Annotated in this window: 15 protein-coding genes and 3 pseudogenes; 9 read left to right on the forward strand and 9 right to left on the reverse strand. The window is 62.9% G+C overall.

The annotated features are described in order from the left end of the window. The first annotated feature begins 86 nt into the window (after positions 1-86). Complete coding sequence (locus tag G3T16_RS12105; protein ID WP_163495484.1) at positions 87-1289, forward strand: transglutaminase-like domain-containing protein; 1203 nt, start codon at positions 87-89, stop codon at positions 1287-1289. On the opposite strand, the gene G3T16_RS12110 is transcribed toward G3T16_RS12105, so the two are convergent. Next, positions 1253-1651, reverse strand: coding sequence for a PPOX class F420-dependent oxidoreductase (locus G3T16_RS12110; protein ID WP_163495485.1), 399 nt, complete (start codon positions 1649-1651; stop codon positions 1253-1255). The two genes, G3T16_RS12105 and G3T16_RS12110, sit on opposite strands and share 37 nt — an antisense overlap. 251 nt (positions 1652-1902) lie before the next feature. Here G3T16_RS12110 and G3T16_RS12115 point away from each other — a divergent pair, with 251 nt between their 5' ends. Continuing rightward, entirely contained in the window at positions 1903-2388 is a 486-nt protein-coding gene (locus G3T16_RS12115; RefSeq protein WP_163495486.1) for a lipid-binding SYLF domain-containing protein, read from the forward strand. A gap of 66 nt (positions 2389-2454) precedes the next feature. After that, positions 2455-3863 (forward strand): annotated as a pseudogene (gene asnS / locus G3T16_RS12120) (asparagine--tRNA ligase). Here asnS and G3T16_RS12125 read toward each other — a convergent pair. Beyond that, positions 3860-5359: an RNB domain-containing ribonuclease gene (locus G3T16_RS12125; protein WP_232059059.1), complete on the reverse strand. Its 1500-nt coding sequence runs from the start codon at positions 5357-5359 to the stop codon at positions 3860-3862. The pseudogene asnS and the gene G3T16_RS12125 sit on opposite strands and share 4 nt — an antisense overlap. After that, positions 5251-5853 carry a ribonuclease R family protein gene (locus G3T16_RS21910; RefSeq protein ID WP_232059060.1) on the reverse strand — a complete coding sequence of 201 codons (603 nt, stop codon included), beginning with the start codon at positions 5851-5853 and terminating at the stop codon, positions 5251-5253. Before G3T16_RS21910 ends, G3T16_RS12125 begins: the two co-directional genes overlap by 109 nt. Positions 5854-6141: 288 nt before the next feature. On the opposite strand from G3T16_RS21910, the pseudogene G3T16_RS12130 reads away from it, so the two are divergent. Both G3T16_RS12130 and asd read left to right on the forward strand, forming a co-directional pair. Next, positions 6142-7576: pseudogene (locus G3T16_RS12130) on the forward strand (PhoH family protein). A 791-nt stretch (positions 7577-8367) separates the two neighbouring features. Continuing rightward, positions 8368-9086 (forward strand): annotated as a pseudogene (asd, locus tag G3T16_RS12135) (archaetidylserine decarboxylase). 71 nt (positions 9087-9157) lie between these two features. Here asd and rsgA read toward each other — a convergent pair. After that, complete coding sequence (rsgA, locus tag G3T16_RS12140; protein ID WP_163495487.1) at positions 9158-10177, reverse strand: small ribosomal subunit biogenesis GTPase RsgA; 1020 nt, start codon at positions 10175-10177, stop codon at positions 9158-9160. A gap of 82 nt (positions 10178-10259) precedes the next feature. Between rsgA and orn the strand changes: the two genes are divergently transcribed. The 3 genes from orn (at position 10260) to G3T16_RS12155 (ending at position 12628) form a co-directional block, all read left to right on the forward strand. Then, a complete protein-coding gene (orn, locus tag G3T16_RS12145; RefSeq protein ID WP_163495488.1) occupies positions 10260-10805 on the forward strand; it encodes an oligoribonuclease in 546 nt (181 codons plus the stop codon). 157 nt (positions 10806-10962) lie between these two features. After that, a complete protein-coding gene (locus G3T16_RS12150; RefSeq protein WP_163495489.1) occupies positions 10963-11865 on the forward strand; it encodes a LysM peptidoglycan-binding domain-containing protein in 903 nt (300 codons plus the stop codon). A 7-nt stretch (positions 11866-11872) separates the two neighbouring features. Next, entirely contained in the window at positions 11873-12628 is a 756-nt protein-coding gene (locus G3T16_RS12155) for an FHA domain-containing protein (RefSeq protein ID WP_163495490.1), read from the forward strand. A 5-nt stretch (positions 12629-12633) separates the two neighbouring features. Here the strand turns inward: G3T16_RS12155 and G3T16_RS12160 are convergent, their stop codons facing one another. The 5 genes from G3T16_RS12160 to G3T16_RS12180 all read right to left on the reverse strand — a co-directional run bounded on the left by G3T16_RS12160 (position 12634) and on the right by G3T16_RS12180 (position 18136). Next, positions 12634-13557 carry a hypothetical protein gene (locus G3T16_RS12160; RefSeq protein ID WP_163495491.1) on the reverse strand — a complete coding sequence of 308 codons (924 nt, stop codon included), beginning with the start codon at positions 13555-13557 and terminating at the stop codon, positions 12634-12636. Further along, a complete protein-coding gene (locus G3T16_RS12165) occupies positions 13554-14570 on the reverse strand; it encodes a polysaccharide deacetylase family protein (RefSeq protein WP_163495492.1) in 1017 nt (338 codons plus the stop codon). Before G3T16_RS12165 ends, G3T16_RS12160 begins: the two co-directional genes overlap by 4 nt. Continuing rightward, positions 14554-16269 carry a serine/threonine-protein kinase gene (locus G3T16_RS12170; protein ID WP_163495493.1) on the reverse strand — a complete coding sequence of 572 codons (1716 nt, stop codon included), beginning with the start codon at positions 16267-16269 and terminating at the stop codon, positions 14554-14556. Before G3T16_RS12170 ends, G3T16_RS12165 begins: the two co-directional genes overlap by 17 nt. Positions 16270-16513: 244 nt before the next feature. After that, positions 16514-17266, reverse strand: coding sequence for a glucose 1-dehydrogenase (locus G3T16_RS12175; protein WP_332102894.1), 753 nt, complete (start codon positions 17264-17266; stop codon positions 16514-16516). Between the two features lie 9 nt (positions 17267-17275). Continuing rightward, positions 17276-18136: an alpha/beta fold hydrolase gene (locus G3T16_RS12180; protein WP_163495494.1), complete on the reverse strand. Its 861-nt coding sequence runs from the start codon at positions 18134-18136 to the stop codon at positions 17276-17278. Between the two features lie 326 nt (positions 18137-18462). Here G3T16_RS12180 and G3T16_RS12185 point away from each other — a divergent pair, with 326 nt between their 5' ends. Further along, entirely contained in the window at positions 18463-19080 is a 618-nt protein-coding gene (locus tag G3T16_RS12185; RefSeq protein ID WP_163495495.1) for a TetR/AcrR family transcriptional regulator, read from the forward strand. Positions 19081-19087 lie beyond the last annotated feature (7 nt).

A 19087-nucleotide genomic window follows, 5' to 3' on the forward strand; every position in this document is an offset into this window, starting at 1 on the left:
ATCTGAGGGTGGCAGGCAGGTAGCCCGGTCCGGGTCTATACTGTGCCTGACGGCTGTCCCCAGGGCGGGTCGGCCGGGAGGTGCGTATGACCATGGCCCCACAATACAGGCTGTTGGCTGCCCTGCTGTGTGTCGTAATCGCCACAGCCTGTGCCGGCGGACCGCGGCCGGGGGCGGCGGTGGCGCAACTGGCGCCGCTGCAATTGGCGGACAGGACACTGGCGGTCGCCGAGGTTGCCGACAATACCCCGACCCCCGGACTGCTGCAGCTCGATGACGCAATGCGCGGCTTCGTGGCGCGCTATGTCCCGTCCCGTTTCGCCCCCAGGCAGCGGCTCACCAGCCTGCACGAGGCGGTGAAAGGCCCGGGTGCGCTGGCCGTACAATATGACCCCTTCGCCGATGGCACTGCCAGCGAAGTATTCCACTCCGCCGCAGCCAACTGCCTGTCCTATGCCCACCTGTTCGTGGCGCTGGCCCGTGAGGCCGGGCTGGATGCCCGCTACCACTGGCTGGAAGAGCGTCCCCAGTGGACCCGGCTCGGGGAGCGGGTGGCAGTGCGCCTGCATGTCAATGTAATTGTACGGACAGCCTCCGGTGAGCAGTACATGGTCGACATTGAGCCGCTGCAATCCCGCGACGTGGCGGGAGCCAGGGTACTGGATGACAGCGATGCGGCGGCGCTGCACCACAACAACCTGGCGATGGAAGCGCTGGCAGGGGGTACGCTGGAGCTCGCCTGGCGGCAGGCGGTGCGGGCCCTGCAGTTGAGTCCGGGCCTGTCCCTATTGTGGGTCAACCTCGGTGCGGTCTACCGGCACGCGGGCCAGTTGGCGGATGCCGAACAGGCCTGGCTGCAGGCGTTGCAGCTGGATGACCGGGACCGCTCGGCAATGAACAATCTGGTATTGCTCTACGACCGCCTGGGCCGCGAGCAGGAACGGCTCTTCTGGCTTGACCGGGTCGAGCACTATCGCCAGGCCAATCCCTACTGGCACGCCTGGCAGGGTGACCAGGCCGGTGAGGCAGACGACTGGGAGGGCGCACTGCCGCACTACCAGCGGGCGCTGGAGCTGGCGCCGGACGACAATCATCTGTTGTATGCGGCGGGAATAATCCACTTCCGGCTGGGGCAGTACGAGGCTGCCGGCGGCATGTTGCAGCGGGCCATCGACGCGGCGACCCGGCCCAGTGATATCCGCTATTATCGCGCTCAGCTACAGGCCGTGCAGCGCCAGCAGCTGGCGGGGCATCAATCGACGGACGGTCTGGGGTCCACGCGGATGTAGGCGCGCCGGGCCATTTTCCCGCTCAGCTGCGACAGCCAGTCGGTCAGCCGCATGCGCCAGCCGTACTTGCGTCGCAGTGCCGCCAGCGCAACACTGGCGCCGGCCCGGTCCTCGAGCAGGCGGGCCTCGGCCTCGATCCAGCCTCCGGTGAGGCGACCAGTGACGGTGCAGGGTGCTATCCGGACGTCGCTGAAGTTGCGCAAGCGCTTCACCTTGCCGGCATCCCCGGCGGAAAACAGGTAGTAACTGCCCTCGTGCACCGCGAACCAGACTGGCGTGGGCACGAAGTTGCCGTCGCGCTTGCGGGTGGCGAGACTGAGATAGGCGCCCCGCTCCAGGGTGGCAAGTAAATTGCGGTGCATGCGTTATCCGGTGGTATTGTGGGTGAGGCGGCCCCGCGCCGGGAGCGGCCGGGACAACCGCTTCCAAGATAACAGAAACAGGTGGCAGGCAGGAGGAAGGTGATGCGCAATTCAGGGTCCGGGTCTACCGCGGGTAGTGGCTGGGCGGGGCTCTGCCGGTTTTTTTTGCGGCCGGGCGGGAGGACCTCTCACTGCCGTCCGGCCGGGCTGGGGCCAGGCTGCTGGCGCTGCTGCTGCTCTGGCCGGCGCTGGTGGCAGCCGACAGCCGGGAGGAGATCATGGCGGGCGCCGGAACCGTGCTGGGCGAGTTGCGCTCCCTGGCGCCTGCGGTGGATGCGTTGCTCAAGCGCGCCCGGGGGGTGCTGGTATTTCCCGATGTCATCAAGATGGGTTTCGGGACCGGGGGAGAATACGGCGAGGGCGCGCTGTTGATCCAGGGTGAGCCCGTCGCCTGGTATGCCACGGCGGGGGGCCGGCACGGATTGCCCGAGGGAGCCAGCCGCAAGGCAGAAGTCATCCTGTTCATGACCGACGAGGCGCTGATTGCGTTTCGCAATACCGTCAGCTGGCAGGTCGGGGTGCATGGCGAGGTTGACCTGGTGCAGGCAGACAACACCAGTGGTGGTATCCGTCTGGCACGGAAAGAGCACCCCGTGCTGGGCTTTACCCTCTCGGACGTCGGTCTGCTCGAGCATCTGGACCTGGACGGCAATACCATCAACCGGATTGCGCGCTGACCCGGCTGGCGGGCTCCGGCCCGATTCGGTATCCTGCGGCCCGTCGTCCCCCTGAGGCTTCAGCCCATGTCTGTACCCATATCTCCCTCCATTTCCGTCGCTGCTGTCCTGCGCGGCGCGGTAGCTCTCGGCGAGTCCGCCACTGTCAGCGGCTGGCTGCGCAGCAAGCGTGACTCCCGCGCGGGGATCTCCTTCCTCGCCATTCACGATGGCTCCTCCTTCGACCCCATCCAGGCCGTGGTGCCGGCCTCGCTGTCCAATTACGACAGCGAGGTGCTGAAGCTGTCCACCGGCTGCGCGGTCACTGTCAGCGGGCTGGTAGTTGCCTCCGAGGGCAAGGGGCAGGCGCTGGAAATCCAGGCTGCCGCGGTACAGGTGGTGGGCTGGGTCGAGGATGCGGAGAGTTATCCGGTGGCGAAGAAGCGGCACAGCTTCGAGTACCTGCGCAGTCAGGCCCACCTGCGTCCCCGTACCAACACTTTCGGCGCGATCACCCGGGTGCGCAACACGCTGGCCAATGCGATCCATAACTTCTTCTACGAGCGCGGATTTTACTGGGTCAATACCCCGATAATCACCGGCAGCGACTGCGAGGGCGCCGGCGAGCTGTTTCGCGTCAGCACCCTGGATCTGGCCAACCTGCCGCGCGCTGCGGATGGCTCGGTGGATGTCGGCCAGGACTTCTTTCACGGGGACGCCTTTCTCACCGTTTCGGGCCAGCTGGAGCTGGAGTCCTACTGCCTGGCAATGAGCAAGGTCTACACCTTCGGCCCACCTTCCGCGCCGAGAATTCCAATACCAGCCGCCACCTGGCGGAGTTCTGGATGGTCGAGCCCGAAATTGCCTTCGCTGACCTCGGTGCCAATGCGGATCTGGCGGAGAGTCTGTTGCAGCATCTGTTCAGCCGGGTGCTGGAGGAGCGCGAAGATGACATGGCATTCTTCCAGCAGCGGATCGACAACACGGTGATGGAACGGCTGCGCACGGTCATCGACAGTCCCTTCGAGCGGCTGGAATACAGTGAGGCCATTGATATCCTGCGCAATTGCGGCCAGTCCTTTGAATTCCCGGTGGCCTGGGGCGTCGACCTGGCGTCGGAGCATGAGCGCTATTTGGCCGAGACCCATGTCGGACGGCCGGTGGTCGTGATGAACTATCCCAAAGAAATCAAGGCCTTCTACATGCGCCTCAATGACGACGGCCGCACTGTGGCGGCCATGGATGTGCTGGCTCCGGGCATCGGCGAGATTATCGGCGGCAGCCAGCGCGAGGAACGGCTGGAGGTGCTGGATGCGCGCATGGATGCGCAGTTGCGCGAAGAGCTGTGGTGGTACCGGGACCTGCGCCGCTACGGTACCGTGCCCCACGCAGGCTTTGGCCTGGGCTTCGAGCGCCTGCTGAACTATGTCACCGGGATGGACAACGTCCGCGACGCGATTCCGTTTCCCCGCACGCCGGGTAATGCCAGCTTCTAACCCTCCGCGGCGGAGTCCTCAGGCAGTCTGGCCGGCTTGAGGCCGGTGTCGCCACGCAGGGTGAACAGGGACTGGTAGCGGTTGTCGCCGTCGCTGCCGGCATAGTCGACCGCGACCTGCTGCTCCAGCTGGAAACGGCGGGTGGTACTGGTGAGGCTGGCCGTCCACTTGTCATAGCTGAACTTTTCCGGGTGCTTGCGCAGGTCCACAAAGCCCTCCAGCCCACAGTCCTCCAGCCGTACGGAAAACCCGGAGCTGTTGACGTGAACGATCCTGCCTTGGAAACCATCGCTGGCGGTCCGGGCCCGCTGTGCCAGATACCTGTCTGCCAGCCAGCGTTCCGCCTCCAGCGTGGCGGCGCGGGCCGTGGCCAGGCGCTCCCGCAGCGCGGCCAGTTGCGTCTCGGTCACCAGCTGTGCCGCGTCGCCGTGCAGCGCTGCCTTGATCTGCTGGTGGGCCAGGAAATCCACGTATTTGCGCAGTGGCGAGGTGCAGTTGGTGTAGCACTCCAGCGCCATGCCCATGTGCAGGCCGGCCCGGGTGGTCAGCTCGGCCCGGGTCAGCAGGCGGTTGACCATGGCGCGCAGGGGCAGCGGGTTATCGCTGCCAGCCAGTTGACGCATGATGTCGCGGTAGCCTTCGCGGGTGGTCGGATCCAGTTCCGCTGCGGCCGGTGCATGCAGGGACAGGAACTTGCGGACTTCGTCCAGCCTGTCCTTGCGGAAGCCGGGATGGGTCACGAAGGGCCCACTGCTGCCGCGCTCCGCCAGGAAGCGCGCCGCGCAGCGGTTGGCGGCGATCATGCATTCCTCGACCAGCTTTTGCGACAGCAGTTTGTCGTGGGGCTCGATACTCTCGATCTGTTTGCGGTCGTTGAGAATCCAGCGGAACTCGCGACGGTCTTCCATCACCAGTTCATCCTGTTCCCGCTGGCCACGCAGGGCGCGGTACACCTGGTAGAGCGCCTCCAACGGGGTGGCATGGCTCATCAGTTCGTCGCCGTGGCCATTCAGGTAGCGGTCTACCGCGTAGTAGGATAGTTTGGCCCGCGAGCGCACCGTGGCTTCAATGAAATCGAAATCGCCGACCTTGCCGCTGTCACTCACCGCAATCCTGCATACCAGGGCGGGGCGGTCGTTGCCCTCGGACAGCGCGCAGGTTTCCTGGGCCAGCACCTCCGGCATCATCGGCAGCACGTAGCCGTGGAAGTAGATGGAGGTGGCGCGGTTGGCGATGTCCTCGAGCAGACGCGATCCCGGCGCAACATAGGCGGTGGGGTCGGCGATGGCGACATACAGGGTCCAGCCGTCGCTGCTGATGTCCGCGTACAACGCGTCGTCGATGTCCTGGGTCTTGGCGGCGTCGATGGAAATGAATTCCAGGTCGGTCAGGTCGCGCCGGCGCTCGGTTTCCAGCGGCCGGCAGCTGGCCAGTTGCTGTTCCAGCTCCTGCTTCGCCGCGGGGCTCCAGTCCACTCCCAGACGATACTTGCCCATGCAGTAGCTGTTTTCGATGCCGGGGTATCATCGTTACCCAGTACCTGCAGGATCTTGGCCTGCGGCTTGCCGTCCCGGATCGGGTGCCGGAGAATTGCACAGCGCACGTAATCACCCTCCTTGACGCCATTGCGGGCGTGCGGTGGGATGAACAGCCAGCGCTTGAGTTGCGGCAGGTCAGGCTGCACGAACAGGGCCTTGGCCTTGCGTACGCAGCGGCCGCTAAAGTCGCTGAGCGGACTGTCGAGCAACTTTTCGACGTCGGCAATCGTCTTCTTGCTGTCGCCCGCGGGGCGAATGCATACCCGTACCCGGTCGTCGGGAAACACCTTGAGCATTTCATCAGGCGGAATGAATATCTCACGGCCGTCGTCGAGCACGGCAAAGCCATAGCGTGCCTGGGTGCCCTTGATGACTGCTTCGGCCCGCTCTTTCTCGGCTTCCATCTGGGATTTGAGGCCCTTGAGCTGGGCGAGGGAGTCATGATTGAGCATCGCGGCGGTAGGCGTCTTCAGTGGCAGTGAGTGAAGCGAGCTATCCTAGCCTAAAAAGGGGGTGGTGTCAGTGTGTAGCGCGCCCTGTGTCGCCGGCACGAATGTTGATTGACATTGTCGTTGTCACGGTTTGTAATCAGGGGACGCTGCGGTACCACCAACACCGGGAAGCGCCTTTGAATCACTGCCACACCGCCTTGACCTCCACCCCTGTCCGGCCCCGGTCGCCGGCTTCCGGTTCTGAACTGCCCCTGCCCCATACCCTGAAACTCCTGTGAGGACTGCTTTATGGACTCAGGCTCGCCCCTGCGCATAGAAAAAACCACCCTCAAACCCGTCATCAAGAAGACTTATGTCCTCGACACCAACGTCCTGTTGCACGACCCTACCGCCGTTACCGCCTTCAACGAGCACCATCTCGTCATCCCGATGACCGTGCTGGAGGAGCTCGACCACATCAAGGACCGGCACGAGAAGACCGTCAGCCGGGAGGCACGCATCGCCATAGGAATCATCGACAAGGTGGTGGACACAGCCTCGCCGCAGCAGATCCAGGAAGGTGTGCCGATTCCCGGCAGCACCCGCGAGGGCCCGGCGGGAACGCTGGCCATCTACCCCGACCAATTGCTCAGTGATGCCAGTGAAATACCCTATCTGGATGTCACCCAGGACCAGGCCAACGACAACCGCATCATCAACGTGGCACTGCGCCTGCAGGCGGAGCACCCCGGCGAGTTTATCTGCCTGGTGACCAAGGACATCAACATGCGCATCAAGGCCAAGGGGTCGGGCCTGGTGCATGTCGAGGATTACCGCCGCGACCGGGTACTGGACGACATCGATCTGCTGGCGCGGGGTTACGAACACCTGGAGGGTGATTTCTGGTCGAGAATTGCCGAGGTGGACACCCTGCGCGAGGGCGACTGCACCCTGCACCGGATTCCGCGGCGCTCCCTGCCCCAGGCCTACCCCAACATGTTCCTGTACGACGACCAGGAGTTCCTGGCCTTCGTCAAGCGCATCGATTCCGACTACGTCTACCTGCGTTGCGACAGCCGCGACAAGCTGATGCACCGGCGCTTCTGGGGCATGGTACCGCGCAACCTGGAGCAGGCGATGGCCATGGCACTGCTGGAGGATGACAACGTCGACATGACCGTGATGACCGGCCCCGCGGGCTCCGGCAAGACCCTGTTGGCGCTGGCCTACGGTCTGCACGCGATTCTGGAGCAGAAACGCTTCAGCAAGCTGATCGTCGCCCGCTCCACACCGCCCATCGCCGAGGATATCGGCTTTCTGCCCGGCACCGAGGAAGAGAAAATGGCACCCTGGCTGGCAGCCTTCGACGACAATCTGGAGATCCTGCACGGCTCGGATGAGTCCTGTCACGGCAGTATCGCCTACGTCAAGGAGCGCGCCAATATCCAGTTCAAATCGCTCAACTTCATGCGCGGCCGCTCCTTCAACAATGCCTATATCGTGATCGACGAAGCCCAGGGCCTGACCCAGTTCCAGCTCAAGTCGATAATCAGCCGGGTGGGGCGGATTCGAAGATCGTGGTGCTGGGCAACCTGGCCCAGATCGACAACAAGTACATTTCGCCGCTGACCTCGGGGCTGACCTACCTGGTGGAGAAGACCAAGAGCTACCCCACGCGGGCATCATGCACGTCAACGGCATCGTGCGTTCGCGCCTGGCGGCATTTGCGGAGGAAAATCTGTAGCAATCCCGGCGTTGGAAGGTCATTTGCCTGTGCGATTGGCACTTACTTTAGCGGGTGAGTGTATTGCCGTTCCATAAGCTCACTGCAAGGGTAGAGACATCGGCCGGGGTGCGGCGTTCAAGACCGTTTGCAGCATGGATGCCCAAAGCACTCGCTGCGCTCGCGGGGCAGGCTCTGCTGCAACCGAGCCCCCAGGGATGGGTTTACGGCGTGTCTTGAACGCCGCACCCCGGTTGATGGCTCGGCGGCCGAAGTGCCGGCCTCCCGTCCGACGATCCGCCACCCGTGGCCAAATAGTCTGCGACAATATATGTGACAATAAAGGACATCAACGACAATATCGGACAGCCCTGAATCCAGGAGTGGCGTCCTTATCTTATAGCGATTGGGTGCCAATAATCCGGGCACCACTTCCGGAGAGTCCTTTCGAGACACGCCGTGAACCCTTCCATGGGGGCTCGTATGCGACATCCATGTCGCATACGGTCTCGAAAGGACTCTCCGGAAGTAGCGCCCTCACACCGAGCCAGGCCTTAAGTAAGTCCCATTCGATTGTCTATGCTAGAATCTCGCTGCGGCAGTGCCTGTTACGGGTTGCCCGCTTCCCCCACTGTATCCTTCCCTGACTACGGAACCCCACTGTCACTATGAACTCCCTTTTCGTCGCCCTGCAACATCTGGTGCCGCAACATGCCCTCAGCCGCTGCGCCGGCTGGCTGGCGGGCCTGCGCCGTCCCCTCTGGCTGAAAAACCAGGTGATACGATGGTTTATCCGCGCCTTTGACGTGGACATGAGCGAGGCGGTGGACTCGCGGCCCGAAGACTATCCCGACTTCAATACCTTTTTTACCCGGCCGCTGCGCCCCGGACTGCGGCCGCTGGCGGAAGCGGACATCGTCTGTCCCGTGGACGGTTGCATGAGCCAGCTCGGCCGTATCGAGGAGCATTCCCTGCTGCAGGCCAAGGGACGGCGCTTCTCGACCTGGGCCCTGCTGGGTGGGGATGAGCAGCGGGTGGCCCAGTTCAGGAACGGCCGCTTTGCGACCATATACCTGGCGCCGGGGACTATCACCGGATCCACATGCCGATCGACGGGGAACTGGTGGCTACCACCTACATCCCCGGCAAGCTGTTTTCGGTCAATGCGCTCACCGCAGGCGCGGTGGATCGCCTGTTTGCACGCAATGAACGGCTGGTCTGCTATTTCGATACGCCGGCAGGGCCGATGGCTATGGTGCTGGTGGGGGCGATGGTCGTAGCCGGCATTGAGACCGTCTGGGCCGGCCAGGTGGCGCCACCGCCGCGGGGAGTGGTGCAGCGGGACTACAAGACGCTACCGGCGCCGGTGACGCTGGCCAGGGGCGAGGAAATGGGCCATTTCAGGCTGGGCTCCACGGTCATCCTGTTGTTCCCCGATGACGCCATGGAATGGGATGCCGCCTGGGCGCCACGCAGCCGCACCCGGTTGGGAGAGGCATTGGGGCATATCCAGCGCGCTGCCGCGGATTGACCCGCCGGCGGCCGTGCCGGGGGTGCGGCGGATCACCGCAGTGATCCAGCGCAAAAACGTCCCGCGAGCCCTCAGGCGCCGTAATCACCCAGGCTGCTGATGATATGCCGGTAGCTCTGCAGGCGGCTGCTGCTGATGCTGCCGTTGGCGGCGCCGGTCAGGATTGCGCAGCCGGGTTCCCGCTCGTGGCGGCAGTCGCGGAAGCGACAGTGTCCCAGCAACTCGCGGAATTCCGGGAAGCCCGAGTCGACCTGTTGCCGGGTCATGTGCCACAGGCCAAACTCGCGGATGCCCGGCGAGTCGATCAGGCTGCCTCCGGCTGGCAGATGAAACAATTGCGCTGTAGTGGTGGTGTGGGTTCCCTTCTGACGCTGCTCCGAAAGAGCGGCCACGCGCAGTCCGGCCGCGGGTAGCAGGGCATTGACCAGGGATGACTTGCCCACACCCGATTGGCCCACGAAGACGCTGGTGCGCCCCTGCAGCGCGCTGTGCAGCTGCTGCAGGGCTTCGCTGTGACTGGAAGCGCGCAACAGCCGATACCCCAGCGTCGGGTAGATGGCCAGCAGTTGGTCCAGTGCCCGCGCCCGCTCCGGATCCTGTGCCAGCAGGTCGATCTTGTTGAGCAACAATACCGGCTCGATCGCAACCGCCTCGGCGGCGACCAGGTAGCGGTCGATCAGGTTGGCATGGGGTTCGGGATAGGGCGCGATGACAATGAAGATCTGGTCGATATTGGCGGCGACCGGTTTCAGCTTGCCGTAGGGGTCCGGGCGCAGTAACTCGCTGTGGCGCGGTTGTCTCGCCACCACAACCCCGGTGCTGTCGCCAGCGCACCAGGTGACCCGGTCGCCCGTTACCAGGTTGTCCAGATTGGCACGCAGATGGCAGCGCTGACTGCGGCCGTCGCTGTCCTCCACGTCGACCTGGCTGCCAAAGTGGGCCACCACCAGGCCGCTTTGTTCCGGCCCCAGTTGACCCGCCGTGAGTGCCTCGTCCACCTGCTGTTGACGGCGCCCGGCGCGCTCACTGCGCTCCTGCTGTATTTTGCTGATGCGCCAGCTTTGCTGGCGGGTCAATCTGCGTTTGCTCATGCTGGCATTATTGGGCCACGGCATGGCGCTGTCGAGGCAATTTGTTACACTGGATGGTAGCCTTTGATGGAGCCGAATGGCCATGCAGCACCCCGATAACCTGATCTGGATCGATCTGGAGATGACCGGCCTGGAGCCCGACAGCGATCGGGTCATCGAGATAGCCACCATTGTGACCGACAGCGAGCTGAATACCCTGGCGGAAGGGCCGGTCATCGCCGTGCACCAGGCGGATGCTGTATTGCAGGGCATGGACGAGTGGAACACCACCCATCACACCCGCTCTGGTCTGGTCGCTAGGGTCCGCGCCAGCGATATCGACGAAGCCGCCGCGCAGGAGATGACCCTGGCATTTCTGCAACAGTGGGTACCTGCCGGTACCTCTCCCATGTGCGGCAACACCATCTGCCAGGACCGGCGTTTCCTGGCCCGTTACCTGCCGCGCCTGGAGGCCTGGTTCCACTATCGCAACCTGGATGTGAGCACCCTCAAAATATTGATGCAGCGCTGGCGGCCCGAGCTGGAGGCCGGCATCCACAAGACCAGCACGCATCAGGCGCTGGAGGATATCCGCGAATCCATTGCCGAGCTGCGCTACTATCGCGAGCATTTGCTGCAGCCGGGTTGACGGCCACGGCGTAAAATCCTGTGGCAGGCGTGCTGGTGCTCCCGAAAAAGGCAGCGCGGGCTTTCGCAGTCTCCACAGTTTCATCTATAGTTGATGAAAACATGATGCCGAATCCGGAGTTGGTCCCGAGACCACAAGAGCGGCACAGGGGGGAAGCTTGAAAATCATGACGCGGGGTTGGGTGCTGCTGGGTGGCGTTCTGTTGGCAGCTTGCGCTGTGGGGCCGGTGCAGGGGCCGCCGGAGCCGGTGGCTACGGTTGGAGAGCGGCGAGCGGTTGAGGCAGTTGCCCAGCCAGGGTTGACGCCCCAGGCACGGTTTCGGGAGGCGCTGCGCATGCTTGAAGATGGCCGGGCGCGGCAGGCGCGGGCTGAGTTGGTCGCCTATCTGCAGGAGAAGCCGCGCAGTGACGTGGCGCGGGATCTGCTGCGCCAGCTTGACGAGGACTCCAACGTCTACTATCCAGCCAGCTATCGGGAAATCACGCTGGCTTCCGGGGAGTCCCTGTCCACGCTGGCGCACCGTTATCTCGGCAGTGTCTATCAATTCTATGCCCTCGCCAAGTACAACGGCATTGCGGAGCCCCGCCGCCTGCGGGCGGGACAAATCCTGAAGATACCGCTGACGGAAACCGCGCGGGCCAGTTTCGCTGTCGAAGATGATCCCGAATCGCTGGCCCGGGAAATGGCGCAAGAGGCGGAGGCAGCGGCGCTGACAACCGATGCGGCCCTGCCACAGGAGGCTGCCGCAGAAGCGGAAACGAAAGTTGAGGCGGAGGCTGACACCGGGGCCGCTGTTGCCGGCGCGAATCCGGCTGGCGAAGAGACTGAAGAGGAGTCTCTCCCCGAGCCCGCGCTGCAACCTGCCGCGGTGGCGGCCGTGCCGGCGGGCGAGCCGCGCGAGCTGCACCGGCGGGCGCTCAATGCGTATCGTGCCCAGGACCTGGACAAGGCGATTGATCTTTGGAACCGGGTCCTGGTGCTGGACCCGGAACACGAGAATGCCAGGCTGTATCGCGCCCAGGCACTGGAGCTGCAGAGCAAGCTGCGGCGGCTGAACTGAGCCCACCATGCCGGCGGCCGGTCGATCGCACCTCAAGACGTTTTACCGGGAACTGCGCCGGCGCAAGGTTTTCCAGACCTGCTTCTACTACCTGCTGTTGTGCTGGGGTGGCCTGCAGGCCATCGATATACTGTTTCCGCTGTTTGACCTGGATGCGGATCTGGTGTCGCGCTACCTGTTTGCTCTGGCCATTCTTGGGTTTCCGGTCGCGTTCACCCTGGCCTGGTTTTTCCAGATTACCCGTGAGGGCGTAGCCCGCAGTACCCCTTTCAGTGAACGCCGGGTGCTGGACAATATCCCTCCCATCAACGACCGCAGGCGCAATGGGGCCAGGGGTTATTTCCGCAAGCCCGGCGGGCCCCGGAGTGCGGTGCATGACTGGACCCTGTCGGCCGAGACCGGCCCCCTGGCCGGGCTCAGTTTCAGCATTACGCGTTCGCTGGTGATGGGGCGCTCGCTGGACAGCGATATCGCCGTCGTCAGCCCCCACGTGTCGCGGCAGCATGCGCGGTTGACGCTGGAGGGGGACATGCTCAGCCTGGAGGACCTGGGCTCCGCCAATGGCACCATGGTCAACGGCCGGCCGCTGACTGGCCGCTGTACGCTTTACAACGAGGATGAGATCCGGTTCCACGATATTGTATTCCGGGTGACCCGCAGTTATGCCAGCGCCGGCCGGGGGACCGCGGCGCTGGATCAAACCACCTACATCGAACCGCTGCACAGCAATAGCACGCCAACTAAACCCACGGACCGGCAGTAGCTGCCTCAGGGGCGCCCGCGGATTCTTGACAGATTGCGTTGCAGCGTTCGGGCCTGCTTGAGCTTCAGGCTGGCACTGCTGTTGCCTGGGTGGTAAAGCAATGCCTTTTCCAGTGCGGCGATGGCGGCATCCAGGTCGGTCTGCAGCAGGGCGGTGCCGGTTTTCAGCCAGCGGTTGCTGAGTTCCGTCCGCAAACTGACTACCCTGCCCAACAGCGGATCTTCCGGGCGGGGCTGCGCGGTCAGTGCCGCTTGCAGGTGTTGCAGCTCGGTCGCAGCTTCACCCCTGTCCCTGGCATTGTCGGCCAGCTGTATATGGGTATCCCGCAACAGGGCGGCGTCATCGCTGAGAGGGTCCGGCGGCATTGACTCGGCCTCAGCGATCAGGGTCTGGAACTCGCCTGCCCGATGCAGGGCAGCCCAGCGGCCTGGGCCGGATTCCGTTGCCGGCGCAGGATCGGGTGTCGGCTCGGGTCTGACCGCGGTCTGGGCCAGAAGCTCGTATTCCCTGCCGCTCTTGGCGTCCTGGCGGGCCCTGGCCCGCGTCACGAATGCCTCTCGCAGGCGTTGGGATGCGGTGGGCTCGCCCGGCGTCAACGCCAGGGCCCGCAACATCCAGCTGTCACCCTGGCGCCAGTCACCGCTGGCGTAGGCGGCTTCTCCCTGCTGCAAGGCCTCCGCTGTACGCCCGGCAATTTTGGCCTGCAGCCGTGAAATGGCGTCTCTGGCAGCTTCCGTCTCAGTCCGTGAAGGCAGCAGGCTCTGCCACAATGCCAATGCCTGCGCCAGTTCGCCGGCCGCCTCGGCGGTTTCGGCGGCCGCGATCTGGCGCTGGGCAAAAGCGGCGATGGCTTCGCTGCGATCTGGCTGCTGAGCGCCGCAGGCACACAGCAGCGCCAGCAGCAATGCGGTGGCAGCGCTGCGAATCAATGCAGTGGCGCCCGCTTGAACCCCTGCACGAAACCGGCGAAGTCGTCCATGTCATGGTGATCGTAGATCATCGTCCGGTGCAGCAGGTAGGGGTTGGACAAGGTGGTGTTGTCGCCCCGTGTCACAGTGGCGGCCAATTGGTAGCCCGCCTGTTGCAAAGTCCGGACCGCGGTTTCGCTGCTGTTGCCGTACGGATAGGACAGGTGGACAGGAGCCACGCCCAGGTGGCGCTGAAACTGCTCCCTGGAGCCGGTGACCTCCGCCAGCAGGCGCATGCTGTAAGCGTCGGGGGACTCATCTTGCGGCAACCGCGACAAACTGGTGTGGCTCTTGCCGTGGGACTGGATTTCGATCAGGCCGCTTTTGGCCATGGTTTGCAGCTGGCTCCAGTTGAGCGCGGCTCCGGCGCCGATGAAGTCCGTGTAGATGAATACGGTAGCGCGGGCCTGGTATTTTTGCAGCAACGGCCAGGCGACGTCGTAGACCGAGGCATAGCCATCGTCGATGGTCAGGACCACTGCCCGGTCGGGAATGGGCTGTCCCTGTCGCAGAATGTCGGCTACCTCTGCGAATGACAGAAACTGATACTGGTTCTCCACCAGGTAGCGCAGTTGTTGCTCGAAGGCCGCTGCCGTCAGCTCCAGCTGGTGGCTGGCGCGCGAGCGGGCCGTGAAGCGGTGATAGCACAGAATTGGCAGGGTGCGGTAGCCATCGCTGTACACTGAAGTGGGATTGACCGGCTGCAGCGGTACGGCGATGACCTCCCCGGCCCTGGCCGCCCGGCCGCTGTTGAGCTCCGCCAGTTGCCAGGCAGCGGCGGGATCATTGAGCAAGGCGGCGGCGATGTCCCGGTACTGCTGGCCCGGCTGCAGGTAGACCAGCGCAGTCTCCCGGTTCCCGGCTATCACCTCCACGGCTGCGCGCTCTACTGGCGGAGCGCTGTTGCAGGCGGCCAACAAACTGGCCCCGCTCAACAACAGGGCCCGGATGGGGAGTTCAGGCAGATTCGTCATCGCGGTTCACATCGCTGGACCGGACAATAGTCTGGTCGTTGGGGTTGCCCTGGACGATGCCGCTGATCTCGAGCTTGCCCTCCGGGACCACCACCGTATCCAGCAGCGGACCGTCGGTGACGCCACTCCCTTCCAACTGTTTTTCAATGCCGTCGGCGAGGTGATTCACGGCATTGAACAGGTCCCCGAATTCATCGTCGCGTTTACGCGAAATGCGGGTTTCGAGCTGTCCCCTGCCCAGCAACTGCAGGGCCGAGGTGGCCAGCAACAGGTTCTTTGCGATCAACTTGTTAAACGCGTAGATCAACAGCGATACCGCCAGCACAATTGCCAGGGCCAGCATGGCCATCATGCGGCCGGTGGTAGTCATCGCAGCGTCCAGTTCGGTGGTGTCGACGCCCAGGTCGAGGTGGCCGACCACCGTCTGGTCAAACAGTACCGGCAGGCTGAAGTTGAAAACCGGTTGCTCCAGTTCCTGCACCTGGATGGTGTCCCCGTCGAGCAGGGTCTGCTCGATGTTGGATGGCTCCCAGCGCTCCCCGACGAGACTGCTGTCGCTGGCGCCGCGGACAATGCCCCGGTGGTCCGCCACGACCAGATAGCGAAAGGTCTGCCGTGCAGCCGCGTCCTCCACCAGTGATTCAAGTGTAACCCAGTCCTCCCCCAGTACCGGGATCGCCGCCTGCACCGCGATGAACTTGGCCAGTGACAGGCCGGAATCCACGGCCTGCCGGGTCAGGGCATCACTCTGGGCACGAAACACCAGGGTCGATGCAACAGTCATTGCAACGGCGACCACCGCGCCCATGATTGCGGTCCACTTCACCTGCAGGGGCAGATAGCCGCGCTGTTCCTCCTCGTGCGATTGCACCGAGGACAGTTCCCGCAGCAACGCTTCCTGCAATTCCTTGCCGGACTGGAACCGGCGCTGGGGATTTTTCTGCAGCAACTTGTTGACGATTTTCTGCAGCCCGGCGGGGGCATCCGTCGTCAGCTGCCGGATCGGAACCGGATTCTTCTTGACGATCTGCATGATCAGGGTGGGCAGCGACTCTGCATCGAAAGCCTTTTGCCCGGTGATCATTTCGTACATGATCACACCGACGGCGAACAGATCGGCACGTCCATCTACAATTGTGCCACTGGCTTGTTCCGGCGACATGTAGCGCGGCGTACCCAGCATCATTCCCACCTGGGTGGTCTCATTGCCAGGGGAGCTGTCCATCCTGGCAATGCCGAAATCGGTGATCTTCACTGATTCGCCATCGGCGCCGAGGATGATGTTGTCGGGCTTCATGTCACGGTGCACCACGCCGCGGGTGTGGGCGTAGTCCATGGCCTTGGCCAGTTGGATCGCAATGCGGATAATGGTGGTGATCGGCAGGCGCCTGCCCTGCTGCAGGATGTCGCCCAGCGACTCTCCCTCCAGCAGCTCCATCATGATATAGGGCGCGCCCTCCAGGCTGCCGACATCGTAGATGGTGACGATGTTGGGATGGGTCAGGGCGCCAGCGGCCTTGCCCTCGCGCAGAAAGCGATTGTTGTGCTCTTCATCCGCGCAGTGCTCGGCCTTGAGTATCTTCAGGGCTACAGTGCGGTTGATGCTGGGATCGAAGGCCTTGTAGACATGGGCCATGCCACCTTCGCCAATATGTTCCTGAACCTGATAGCGCCCGATGGTCCTGCCGACTATCTCCATAGTGAATCTGTCCCCAACCCTGCAGCCCCATTTTCTTGGATAGGTGGCTTTGCCGTAGTGAATGCTACCACTGCTGCCCGGTTGTTGTCGCGTTCGCCGGGGCAATGTACAGGTGTTGCAATGTCATGGCGACATGCCCCTGCTGCTGTTGCCTGGCTGCGGGGTGGATCAGCTGGTCCCGCAGGCCAGGATTTGCAGGCGACGGTAACGTCGATTTTGGGTGGGGTGCTTGACGCGAATTCTGTTACTGGGCTGTGTAACCTCCATCGATAACGAATTCCGCGCCGGTCGCAAAGCTTGCTTCGTCACTGGCGAGATAGAGCACTGCAGAGGCGATTTCTTCGGGCCGACCGATGCGACCGATCGGGTGCATTGAAGCGAACGCCGCTTCTGCCTCCGCTGCTGCCATGCCGGTGGCCTGTTCCGCCATTTCCATCCCCGATCGAGTCTTCACCAAACCGGGATGAACCGTATTGATACGGATATTGTAGCCGCGCTGACCACAGTGAATGGCGGCGCTCTTGGAAAACAGTTTCACCCCTGCCTTGGCGGCAGAGTAGGCCACCAGGTTGGGCGAACCGACCAGACCGCCGACGGAGGAGAGGTTGATGATCGAGCCACCCCCGCTGCCCTTCATGATCCGCACCGCCATCTGGGTGCCGATGAAGGTGCTGTCGAGATTGAGCGAGATGATCTTGCGCCACTCCGCCAGGCTCAGCGTTTCAAGGTCATTGTAGGTGCCACCACCAGCATTGTTGACCAGCACGTCGAGGCGGCCGTATTCCTGCAGCAGTCGATCAAATACAGTCCTCCAGGCAGCTTCGTCGGTGACATCGTGCTCCAGAAACAGGGCGCTGGCGCCCTCGTCACGCAGCACTTGCGCCAGCTTGCCTCCCGCCTCGGCGTCGATATCGGTGAGTACAACCTGCGCCCCCTCCGCGATCAGCAGTCGCACCATCGCTTCACCCAGCCCCGGGCGCCCCCGGTAACCAGGCAGACCTTGCCTTCAACGCGCCCCATGGTTTTCTCCCCCTGTTTGCAGAAATTCCATGATGATGTCCTGTTCCTCTGGGCTGTCCAGGAAGGTGACGTGCCCACCCGGGCGCCGCCGGTGGCTGCAGCCGGGCCCGCGTCGACACATCGCCGCTATCTCATCGGCTGCCACGATGGAGTCCTCTCCCTGCAGCAGCAGCGTTCTGGCGGTTATCCGGTCCCAGAAGGACCAGAGGTCGAAGTCTTCTGGATGTTCACTGAACTGGCGAGCCAGAGCGGGGTCGTAGTGATAGCTAAAGCCGCCGGCATCGGTGCGGCGGGACCAGGACAGTGCCAGTTTGTGGGCCTCGCCGTTGAAACGGTGTACCCCCGATCTGGCGAGAAAGCGCTGCACATGGGCAACGAATTCCTCGAATCCCTGAAATACCGGAGGTTCCGCCAGCCGCTGCCCGAGGGCGGCACATGTCTTCCCGGGCAGACTCACGCCGACATCGTTGAGTATCAGGTGACTTACTGTAATGGCGTTGTCCCTGCCCGCCACCACAATGCCTAAGCCCCCACCCTTTGAGGAACCGATCCAGGCCACCGTATCGATGCGCAGTTGCCGCAGCAGATCTTCGGCGATGTCCGCATGGAAACCCAGGCTGGCCCCGCCGGGGGCGGGGCTGATCCATTCCGAGAGGCCGCAGCCGGGTGAGTCCGGCACGATGACGTGATACCGCTGGGCAAGCCGAGTGGCCAACTCCCGGTGATCTTCGCAGGTACCTGTGACCCCGTGCCATATAATAATTGCCGGCCTCGCTGGAGTGCCGCCCTCAAGGAAGTGCAGTTTGCGTTCCCGGCACACGAGAAATCGTGATTGCAAGGTGGTCATGGGTTTCTCCTCGCTGTACTCAGCATGCCGGCGACAGCATGTTTCATGCCTGAAAGATAAGAACGATCGTTCTAGTTCGGCTGCAAGATAACCTCTATCCAGATCTGATGCAATCCCCTGATGCCCGTAGCCTGATATAGAAAACATCTTTGTATAAAGCATATACGTGTAGAACGATCGATCTAAAAAAGAGTTGACAGTAGAGTGAAAGTGGGTTTTCATTGACTAGAACGATCGATCTATAAGTTCGATCGTTCGTTTTACTGCCCTGGAGCTCCGGTCCTGCAGTAAGATGGATTCTTTGTCCAACCGGGGAGCTCAGGACAGTGACAGACACAACGCAACGCAGGGAAGAATTGTTGGAAACCGCCATCGCATTGTTTGCCGAAAGGGGCTACGTGGGTACCTCCATTCGGGATATCGCCAAGGCGATCAATCGTAGTGTGTCCAACGTGTATCACTATTTCGAGAACAAGGAGGAGCTGTGGTTGGCAATCCTGGAGTATTCCGTCAAGGGGTTGCCGGAGAAGCTCCGCCAGATCGCGCACGGTGAAGGCGAGCCGTTGGAGCGTTTTCAACGTCTGGTACGGGCTCATCTGGAGGCGTCGACCCTGCATCAGCGGGAGTCGAAGATTTTCTTTATTGATGAGGAGCGGCTCTCACCCCGAGGCAAGGAAATAAACCGCCGCATTCAAAAGGAAATCCTGGACATCTATGTGGAGCAGTTGCGCCTATTGATGTCACACAAGCTGGTGAAAACCCGCAATCCCAAGATACTGGCATTCAACGTCCTGGGCACAATCAACTGGTATCTGCGTTGGTTCGACCCTAGTGGCGGGCTGGCGGAGGATGAGATCCACCAGGAAATCATCGAGTTCATCCTGCACGGCATGTGCGGACGAGCCGATTCCAATAATTCGGGCCTGCCCGGCGAGGCAAGCTGAGGCAGCA

The organism is Kineobactrum salinum (assembly GCF_010669285.1).
Taxonomy (GTDB): Bacteria; Pseudomonadota; Gammaproteobacteria; order Pseudomonadales; family Halieaceae; genus Kineobactrum; species Kineobactrum salinum.

What these genes read in the sequence shown, in the direction of transcription:
- G3T16_RS12170 (WP_163495493.1), bottom strand. Translation starts at nt 16,269, where the DNA reads ATGGAGATAGTCGGCAGGACCATCGGGCGCTATCAGGTTCAGGAACAT.
- G3T16_RS12165 (WP_163495492.1), bottom strand. Translation starts at nt 14,570, where the DNA reads ATGACGAATCTGCCTGAACTCCCCATCCGGGCCCTGTTGTTGAGCGGG.
- G3T16_RS12105 (WP_163495484.1), top strand. Translation starts at nt 87, where the DNA reads ATGACCATGGCCCCACAATACAGGCTGTTGGCTGCCCTGCTGTGTGTC.
- G3T16_RS12155 (WP_163495490.1), top strand. Translation starts at nt 11,873, where the DNA reads ATGCCGGCGGCCGGTCGATCGCACCTCAAGACGTTTTACCGGGAACTG.
- G3T16_RS12125 (WP_232059059.1), bottom strand. Translation starts at nt 5,359, where the DNA reads ATGGGCAAGTATCGTCTGGGAGTGGACTGGAGCCCCGCGGCGAAGCAG.
- G3T16_RS12180 (WP_163495494.1), bottom strand. Translation starts at nt 18,136, where the DNA reads ATGACCACCTTGCAATCACGATTTCTCGTGTGCCGGGAACGCAAACTG.
- G3T16_RS12110 (WP_163495485.1), bottom strand. Translation starts at nt 1,651, where the DNA reads ATGCACCGCAATTTACTTGCCACCCTGGAGCGGGGCGCCTATCTCAGT.
- orn (WP_163495488.1), top strand. Translation starts at nt 10,260, where the DNA reads ATGCAGCACCCCGATAACCTGATCTGGATCGATCTGGAGATGACCGGC.
- rsgA (WP_163495487.1), bottom strand. Translation starts at nt 10,177, where the DNA reads ATGAGCAAACGCAGATTGACCCGCCAGCAAAGCTGGCGCATCAGCAAA.
- G3T16_RS21910 (WP_232059060.1), bottom strand. Translation starts at nt 5,853, where the DNA reads ATGCTCAATCATGACTCCCTCGCCCAGCTCAAGGGCCTCAAATCCCAG.